Origin of the sequence: Streptomyces sp. NPDC048419 (assembly GCF_043200415.1) — a bacterium.
Classification (GTDB): domain Bacteria; phylum Actinomycetota; class Actinomycetes; order Streptomycetales; family Streptomycetaceae; genus Streptomyces.
In genome coordinates this window covers 1-9,042 of the sequence record NZ_JBICXT010000078.1, presented here as the reverse complement: position 1 = coordinate 9,042, position 9,042 = coordinate 1, and the positions used below count along the sequence as shown (strand labels likewise).

General features: G+C 63.7%; 5 protein-coding genes. 2 read left to right on the top strand and 3 right to left on the bottom strand.

Features of this window, described 5'->3' with window-relative positions:
- Both ACGFYN_RS47350 and ACGFYN_RS47345 read right to left on the bottom strand, forming a co-directional pair.
- Positions 1-315: cbb3-type cytochrome c oxidase subunit I (locus ACGFYN_RS47350; protein WP_393872170.1), on the bottom strand; the 315-nt coding region annotated here is incomplete at its 3' end.
- A 1,046-nt stretch (positions 316-1,361) separates the two neighbouring features.
- On the bottom strand, positions 1,362-1,685 hold the full coding sequence (locus ACGFYN_RS47345) for a hypothetical protein (RefSeq protein WP_393872169.1): 324 nt from the start codon (positions 1,683-1,685) through the stop codon (positions 1,362-1,364).
- Between the two features lie 405 nt (positions 1,686-2,090).
- Here ACGFYN_RS47345 and ACGFYN_RS47340 point away from each other — a divergent pair, with 405 nt between their 5' ends.
- Together ACGFYN_RS47340 and ACGFYN_RS47335 are read left to right on the top strand one after the other, a co-directional pair.
- Positions 2,091-4,598 carry a hypothetical protein gene (locus ACGFYN_RS47340; RefSeq protein WP_393872168.1) on the top strand — a complete coding sequence of 836 codons (2,508 nt, stop codon included), beginning with the start codon at positions 2,091-2,093 and terminating at the stop codon, positions 4,596-4,598.
- A gap of 603 nt (positions 4,599-5,201) precedes the next feature.
- Positions 5,202-5,360, top strand: a complete 159-nt coding sequence (locus tag ACGFYN_RS47335; RefSeq protein ID WP_393872167.1) for a hypothetical protein — start codon at positions 5,202-5,204, stop codon at positions 5,358-5,360.
- Between the two features lie 1,185 nt (positions 5,361-6,545).
- Here ACGFYN_RS47335 and ACGFYN_RS47330 read toward each other — a convergent pair.
- The gene (locus ACGFYN_RS47330) at positions 6,546-6,878 is read right to left on the bottom strand and encodes an Lsr2 family protein (RefSeq protein WP_393872166.1); all 333 of its coding nucleotides are present in this window, start codon (positions 6,876-6,878) and stop codon (positions 6,546-6,548) included.
- Between the last annotated feature and the right edge of the window lie 2,164 nt (positions 6,879-9,042).

Sequence of the window (9,042 nt, the reverse complement as noted above, 5' to 3'; positions counted from 1 at the left end):
GCCGGCGAACAGCGGCGTCGCGAACATCAGCAGCATGATCGTGCCGTGCATCGTGAACGCCTGGTTGAACTGCTCGTTCGACACGATCTGCAGACGAGGCCGGGCCAGTTCGGCGCGCATCAGCAGCGCCATCACGCCGCCGATCAGGAAGAACGAAAATGAGGTACTCAGATACATCGTCCCGATCGTCTTGTGGTCAGTGGTCGTCAGCCACTTGATCACGACATTGCCGGGCTGCTTGCGGCGCATGGGCAGCTGGTCCGTGTAATGGCCGCTGGTTGCGGCGGCACCCTGGGGTTCGTTGAGGATACTCACAACCCTTTTGTCTCCCGCTCTTCGCGTGAATCATCAGTGAGCTTCTTCGAGTTGGCCACCGATCGGATGACATGTCGGCCAGGTTGGTGCAGGTCAGATGGTTTGGCCCCTCTGATTGGGGCGCCGTGTTGAAGAAGCTCAGTGCGCCGCCCGCAGGGAATACCGCCAGTCTGTCCCTCGGTCGAGAGATCATCAGGGTGTTCCATGCGAGACGCTGCCCCGCCCGGCTGGCCGGCCTGACGCTTGAAACCAGGGTTGCTCGAAACGACGTGGTCAGCCTCAGCGAATCGGCGCTTCTTGCGATCGGCGATTGCCGCCCACTTCGCCACGACAGCCCAGACCGTCAGTCAGGACAGGGCGTGGCTGATGCGGTTTCGGACGTGGCCTCTCCTGGATGTCGGGCGTCTGGCCCGTCACACGCCCGGTCACCTCGGTTCATCAGGTCGGCGGCTTCCCGCCGTGGTCGATGGACCATCCTGCTCCTACCGCACCACCATTCACAGCTCTCTTTCACCAAAACGGTGCAGCACGTCATCTCAAATACACGCGGATGGCGCAAGGGTCAGCCGCCGGGGATGTCGGTAAGGGCTGAATCGTGGACCGGGCCACCAGGTGGACCTCACATTGTCAGTTGATGTTGGCCATTTCCCCGGGTGTTGGCGGGAGCCCGTCGGAGGTTGCGGCGGCACGTGACCTCGCTAGATTCAATGAACCGCTCCGGCTGTCGATTCTTGGGCTGTCATATCGAGTGCATCCGATATGAAGGATGTCTTCATGTGGTCGGCCATCGCCCAGCCGACCACCGCTTTTGGTGCAGTCGATGACGGTCGCGAGACAAAGGAACCCGGCCCAGATGTCAACGTAGGTGATATCGCTGACCAGTGTGTCCCGGGGAGCGGCAGCGCGGAGTCACGGGCCGGCAGGCCGGGCGTGGCCGGGGCCGAGTCATCGGCGATCGTGGTCGCCCGGCAGAGCCGCGGCCGGCATGGCACCAGAGCGAGCTCGCCTCCGGCCTGCTCATCCGACTGGAGCGCGGCGTGGACACGTCAGTAGCCGCGGCGAATCTGCGGGAGGCGTTTGCGCGGGACGGTTGCCACCCGGATGACGAGCTGCGCCTGCATACGGCCCGCGTTGTCCGCCGGATGGTGCACGCCGACGCCCTGACCGAGGTATCGGGCATCCACTCCGAACTGGAACGGGTCCGCAGGTTCGCGGCCGACTACCCTGACAACGCCGTCGGCGCGGCCAAGCAGCTGATCGATGCTGAACGCCCACGACATCAGGGTCGACACGGTCGAGAGCGGTGGGTGGTTCACGGCCGACGGCTTGGACATCGTCGGCACTGCCAACCCTGGCGGCATGGTGTACATCTATGAATCCGCTGCTGTTGGCAATGTTAATGGAGGCGAAGTAGTCGCCGCCGGTACCCTCGACGGTTGCCACCGTCAACGGATGCCGGTGACCTCAGTCGCTATTCGACTCGGCCAAGGTCACAACGCAAATGGCGGCACTGTGAACCGGCCCGGCTGGTCGGGCTTGCCGGACCAGCCGGCTGCACCATGGCCAGCTCCTCTCGCCCACTTGCGGCCGCCCATGTGCAAGGCGAAGCTAGACAAGAGGTCAGCGCGCTGCCGTGACGCACACACCCGTCGCGGGCAGCTTCGGAACAATCGGCGGGGCCAAATGCCCCTACCCGCGGTCTAGCAGTGCGAGTAGTCGATGTCGCGCGAAACCGCGGAAGGACCTGGGCACGATCTCTTTCTGAGGTATTGGGGATGAAGATGTCGGAATACGAAGAGGACCCCGATGCCATGCCTCACCTGGAACCGGCATCGTTCGTGGAGCCCGATCAGCCCGATCAGCCCGATCAGCCCGATCAGCCCGATCAGCCCGATCAGCCCGATGATGACCCGCCTCCTTTGCAGGAGGCATCCGAGGTGGAGGAGGAGAAGGTTGTCCATGGTGCCCAGACAGAACCCGGGGGGGGCATCCCGCCCAAGCCGAACACCCGCGATCCAGTCATCGAAGACGAGGACGAAGACGAGGCTGGCGATCGCGAGCAGAAGGTTCTCAAGCCGTTTCCGCAGCCCAGTTCCGGCCCGCCATCCTCTCTACCTGTAGAAGGGGGTAGCGATGGTTCGGGGGAAACTACGCTCATGCCTGAGCTGAAGGAGACCTCGTCTGCTGAGGGGGCTGCCCTCGAGCTTGAACAAACAGTCGGTGACCTTCGAAGGGTCGCTGCCGATAACCGGCAAAAGATCGTGGCGAGGCTCTCGGATGCGATCTTCGTTTATCTCGACTCGCGGAATTGGCGCCGCAAGAAGATCCAAAGAGTTATCGAGCGGCGTTCCCTCGCTCTGGAATCGGCCGTGCAGTATACGGTAGCGGAGCACAGCACAGGCGAACGTGTGGAGGCTCTGCGTCAGGCATATGAGCGCATCCTTGCTGCCAACTCCACGACCCTTGAAAGCATGGCCTCCTTCGTCAATGCGCGCATTCGGTATCTGCAGCACCTCGGGCGCATACTAACCGATCTGCACGATACCCCCCTTGGGGGATCCGGGAAGGTGGGAGCGCAGATTAGAGCGGACATAGCTGCCTACAAGGGAGTTGTGGGGAAACTTGAGAAAATTCTGAATCGGGCTCGTTCTCTACAGCGACTAGAGCCCCGAATACCAAGGAAGGATGTATTTTACCGCCAGTGCATCGACCAGCAATTGCCCGCCGCAATAGTGTTGGGTGATGAGCTGACAACGTACATCAAAGAAACCAATAAGCTGTTCTCGCAGTACCGAGAAATGGCTAACGTTGGAATCAATATCGGAGTAGCAGCCGCCAAGCACATGAAAGATGTGGTGCGGCAGGCCGTGCAAGATTTTGCCCTCGGCCAAAAATCGAAACTGGAAGAGGAGGCAGAGAAGGGCCGATCTGCTCTCGAAAAGGTGCAGAAGGAGCTTTTCAGCCTCGACAGCGTCGAAAAGGTTGCCGACATTGGAATTGGTATCGGCGCCTCCTACGCCGGAGCATTCGCTCCACTGTTCGGCGCGGCTGGCGCAGGTAAGGCAGTTTTTAAACGAATGTACAAATCACGTGAGGCTGAAACACTTCTGCGCCAGTTTGAGGAAACTGCGCAAAAGAGGCAAGAATCTCTCCTGGGTGTGATGGATTCCGGTTCGGCCGGGTTGATTGGTACGGGAACGATAGCCCGTATCGAAGCCAACTTCATGACCGTTATGGACCTGATGTCCTTTATTCCGGGAGCATTCATCCCCGGTTGGGACCTCATAAAAGGCGCCTTCGTGGGTGCGTTCAATGCCTACAAGCAGGAGCTCGAAGCAAGCCTGCAATCTAGCCATCCCGACCCAACGAAGGTGGCTAAAGGCATTGCAGATAAGATCAAGAAGATCTCCAAAGATGAGATAGTTCCAGGCCTGACCGCCGCCAGCAAGAAGGGCGCGGGCGTGCTGAAGACAGAAACAGCAGTCCAGCAAGTGAGGCTAACCGGCGGATTGGCTGCGCCCTTCGTTGAGGTCGTGATAGAACAATTGGTTTCTGTCATCTACAAAACGTTCCCCACGGATCCTAAACGGTGGCTCTCTCCCACTCAGATCGGAGATGTAGTACAAGAGTTCTGCGCAATACCCGATTTTTTCCTGGAAGGAAGTGGGACGAACGTTCCCGTCCCGGGCGTCAGCGGGCTACTGGAGCAGAAGGGCGGGCCACTGGCGGAGGAGAAGAAGAGCATTCTCTCAGACGGATCAGGAGCACAATTTGAGGGAACGAAATTCGGCGGTGGCCGATGGACCTTCCAATTCCTTTCTGGGGGCCAGTTGAAAGATGGAAGCACCGACTTTCCGCAGGCCCGAATTGCCTTCGTCGATCCACAGGGCAAGCAGATCGTTTTCGAAGGCATGGTGGAGATCTTCCACACCGGAGGAACAGCAACGGAAGCAGACATGCGCCTGACGCACTTGATGTCAGGCGCAGACCAAACCGCTGCTTGGACGGACTGCGTCGTCACTGAGACCGGTTACACGGACGCCGCCCATACGCCTCACGTGGGCACGTGGTATCGTCCTATAGGATCAAACTACGCATATATCGGGAATGACGGCGAAGTGCGCTTTGTTGATCCCACCACACTCGTTCTAAGAAGCGGCGGGATTATACCGGTGCCCATTGCTGAAGTTCTCCCAGGAACATTGGAGGGCGCGATGCCACTCAACGCCCTAGGCATCAACGCCACACACGGATCGGGCGGGACCGGCAAATTCCGCCTTTAGCTCGATCCCCGAGGACTCGGCTCCGTCTGCCAATGCGCGCAGGAGTCTCCCGGTGGCTGGAGGTTCGGCACCCGGGAAATTTTGCCGCGGTACGGCATCGCCGAAGTAGTGCGGGTGCATGTGGGGCACTGAGCCATTTCCAACCTGATGCCTCAGTTGTCCAGTTGGGCTGACAGCGGGGTGAAGCCCCTGGTAGATGGGTTTTCGGACCAAGAGAACCATCTCCACCAGAGCGTCGCGTGCTTGTCTACCCGTCCGGTGTCGTCCTGTCCAGCTCTCCCCTGCGCTTCCTCGCACAGCATCTACGCAGGCATCGCCGGGCGATCGGGTCCCGCTGGCGACGGCTGAGCCCGGGCCGCAAGCTGCTGCTCTTCCAGCCTGCCAATTGCTTTCTTCGTAGAGCTCCGTACGCGGCTCGTGGCCTTCGGGGCCGTTATGACAATTTGCCCCTGTTCTTGATGATCTGGGGTGCCGCCGGTCCTGGCGGCACCGGTTGAGCGCTGATGGAAGCGTGTCCGCCAACCGGTAGGGGCTGCGTCATGTGGCTGCCGATCTCCGGTGCCGGGGCGGGCCACCGGTTGTGACTCCGGGGAGGAAAGCCCGGTGACCAGCATCGACTTCACGTCGATCGATGTGTTCTGCGCCCTGGACGTGTGCAAGTCCACCCACCACGGCACGGCCCTGCTGCGTGGGAGACGCACCACGTTCGACAAGTCGCTGCCAACGGCGAGCGCCAGCTGCGGGAGCTGTACGCTCGCCTGAGGCGCAGGAGGAAGGCCCGGGTCGTGGCCGGCCCAACCTCCCTCCATCGGTACCCAAGCGGCGACCGTTGCCCGCACGGGTGGCTGCAATCGCCTATCTGCCGGGTGTGTCGGTGCGCCGGCTGGCCGATGTGCCCCCCGCCACTGGCAAGACCGGCTGCGAGCATTTTGGCCATGGTGTCCGCTCGCTGGGCAGACTCGAAGGCCCATCGGCTCCGAGCCTCCCGGGCGACTCGTCGACCGGTGAGGGGCATGGCAGTGCTGCCGACTCGGTATGTCGTAGCTCCATAGGGGCTTGATTCATCTCGTCGCAGTCGTGTCCGCGCTGCCGAGCTCGGCGGTTTGACCCGCTGATCAACAGTCGAGGGGGGGTGGGCTACTCATGGCTGTGGCACAAGACAGGACGGGCGGGACGAGCACCGTCGGGATCGACACACGCTGTCAAAGATCCCGTTCGACTGACCCCCTAGGGTCCCCGAATACTGACCCCTCAGGGTCGGGTCAGTCCCGGTTTGCGCGGTTCTCATTGGCGAGGAGTTCGCGGCGTTGGGGGTGGTAGGAGTCGCCGTTGAGGGGGAGGACCTCTGCAGGGGGTCGTTCTCGATCCGTCTGCGGCCGGAGTCGTGGTGTGTGCCGGAGGCGCTGGTGATGGGCCGCGCCGGCGGACGCCTGCAGCTTCGCATCGCGACAAAAATGCCTTCTGTGTCGCCTTGGCGAGCCTCATGAAGGCCGCGGCAGGCCGAATCGAGCGGGGTCGCCGCCCGAGCCTGCTGGCCCGACGGGTCTTCGAGCAGCCGGCGTTCGCACCTTAGCGGCGATGCCCCGTATCCGGGCCCGCGTGGGGTTGTGGGCGAGTTCGGGGCGTGTGCATCGGCGGTGCAGGGCGTCGTTCAGGGTCGGACTTCTTATGCGAGACGCTGTGCCGGCACGGAGCAGACAGGGGCCCTTCGTCCGCCGGGGTGAGGCGTGGCATCACCACGCCTACGACGAGGGGAACCTCTCCCCGTCATACCCGTGCTGTCCAGCGCATCCTTCCCCGCGGCAGGGGGTGAAAGAGGTTCGCTGTCTCGAGTGCTTTATGGCAGGGAGGGCTGTGGTGCGGCCTCACGCGCTGCCTGGGCCGCCACCGGCCGCGGCCGGGCCGTATCGTCTTCCCACCCGTGGCGGCGGGGCGAGGATATTGCGGTCAGTGGGCTTTGGCGTAGGCCTCGCGGATGCTGGCGGGGACGCGGCCGCGGTCGTTGACGGGGTGATTGTTCTCCCGGGCCCATGCGCGCAGCCGTTCGGGGCTCGGACCGTCCGGGGCGGGCCTGTGCGGCCTGCCCCCGGCCCTAGTGCGGCCGACTTTACGGCCGCTGCTGATGAAGGGGGCGAGCGCCTCGAAGAGCTTGTCGTAGTTATCCGACACAAGGTCGATCTCGTAATTGACCCCGTCCAGTGAAAAGGTGTGGGTCTGCACCTCTTCGGATTCTCTGCCGGTGAGGTCGTCCGTGTAGACGGTCACAATCTTTTGAGCCATGACCGGATGGTAGCACCTTCTTACGGATGCCTTGGCTGGGAAATCCGTTGCAGGGGGTGCGGGAACGGCGCGTGGATGCGGTTAGGGAAGGGATCTGCTTATCCTCTCGCGGATAGCAGCCGTGGTCGACCTCGCGGACCGGCATCGTCGAGGACATGCGAAACCGGCCGTCGTTCTGCGGCCGGAAGCGGCAGCGGCGCAGGACGGGGCGGGCGATACGGCCCGAATGCAGACCTGGCCGCGTGTTCTCGCCTTCTTGTTTTTCTCGCGATGGCCTGGTCTTACCGCTCCTCGACAGGCACCGTCTCGGCGCCCGGGGCGGAGCGGTGCACCGTGTAGACCGTGAGTTGGTCTTGCTCTGTAATGCTCCCGGTGGGGGACTCCGTGCGGGGATCATTGGAGAGGGGCGGTGTCGCCGGTTTCCTCGGGCAGGGGAACACGAAAGTCCAGAATGTCCGCTTGTCCGGCTTGTTTCCCATTCCGGAGTTGCCGCTCTGCTGCTTCCCGGGGCGCCGGTTGGCTTGGCCTGGAGCACATTCATGAGCGTTGGTGCGGGAGGGCCTTCCCGTCGGAGGGGCGCCCGCCCTAATCTGCCTGCCTGCGGGGATCGTTACCGTCTCTTTGGGCTTGACCGTCGGCGGAAGGCATTCGTCGCCGCGCCGTGCGGCGGCTTTCAGGTGTGATGCCGTGATCGCCGGTGAGGCCGGGCTGCGGCCGCTTTCGGCCCGCCTTTTTGGCGCTGGTCCTGTTCGCGCCCGGGGAGGGCTGTCTGTCGGTGAACGGCCCGGTCGGCGGCCGGCACGCAGGTGGTAGGGCGGGGGGCCGTCATCGTGGGGACGGGGAGACCAGGCGGCTGTCGCCAGGGCCGCACAAAGGCGGCGGGCCGTCATCGTGGGGACGGGGAGACCAGGCGGCTGTCGCCAGGGCCGCACAAAGGCGGCGGGCCGTCCAGCTTCCCGACGCGGGGTCTACGGTATTGCCGCCGTCGCCGGCAGGGCAGGGGGAGCGGGCGCGACTGGGCATACCGGACGCCGGTCCTGATGCCGGTGCCGGCCATGGGCATCAGGGCCTGGAAAGGGGGGCTGCCGGGGTTTCTTGATCCGATGGGTTAGTGGTTCGCGCTGGTCAAGGAGTGCCTGGAGCGAGGAGGCGCGGCCAGGGACGATCAGCTTGGCCGTGTGTGCCCGGCACGGCGCGGGTTTGCTCGCCGGGCACGGTGAACAGATTGTCGATCGGTCGTTCGGCCGTCCCGGGCGGATTCGGGTTGATGCGCCGTCGGCGTCCGGCCTTGCGGACCTGGGCTGGCGGGCCGGACTGGTCACCCGGCCTGAGCACGGCCGGGTGCTGCCTGCGCGGGTGCAGGATGCGTTCCATGTGCGGGTGGCATGGCGCTCGCCGCGTCGTTCAGCGCGACCTGTACGCGGAGACACTGCAGGGCCGCAGGGCCTGCGACGAGATGAGGCCCGCCGCGACCTATGGGGCTGCACCGCGGTGCGTCGCTCCTGTCTTGGACCCCGCTCGCCGATCGCCGGGGAGACGATGCGCGACACCCCGTCGACGATGGGCCCCAGCTGCATGGGCCGTGCCCCGATGTGCGTTGTTATGTGTCGAGACCTGGGGACTGGTAGTCGCAGACGGGGCGAAGTGGCGCGATAGCACCGTGTTCAAGAGGTTTCCTAGGGTTTGCTCACTGGAGGCGCCATGACCACCGCAGCAGTGATCGCTACTCGGGCCGCTGTCGGGGCCTCACCATTGCGGTCACAGTGGCGGCTGCATGGCTCACGAGGGGCCCATGAGGCCAGGCCGACGTACGGGGCCTGCGAGGTATCCGGCTGCTACGGACAGTCCAGACGGCGTCCGGCTGATCAGTAGGGGCTTGCGGGCGGAGGCAGTCAAGGCTCGGCCACCTCGGGCGCACGTGGTCTGCGTGCTGTGCCGGCAGCTGCGGTCGCAGGGGAGGTGTCTGGCTGAACCGTCCCTGGCTCGGGGCGGGATTCATCCGTCCGTGTCGTTCCATAGGTTGAGTAGGGCGTCGGGTGACGCTGTGGGTGGGTTGTTATTGTCGTTGGTGGCTTGTTCTGTCCAGATGGTTTTGCCTCGGTCCATGTAGCGGGTGCCCCAGCGTCGTGAGAATTGGGCGACGAGGTAGAGGCCGCGTCCTCCT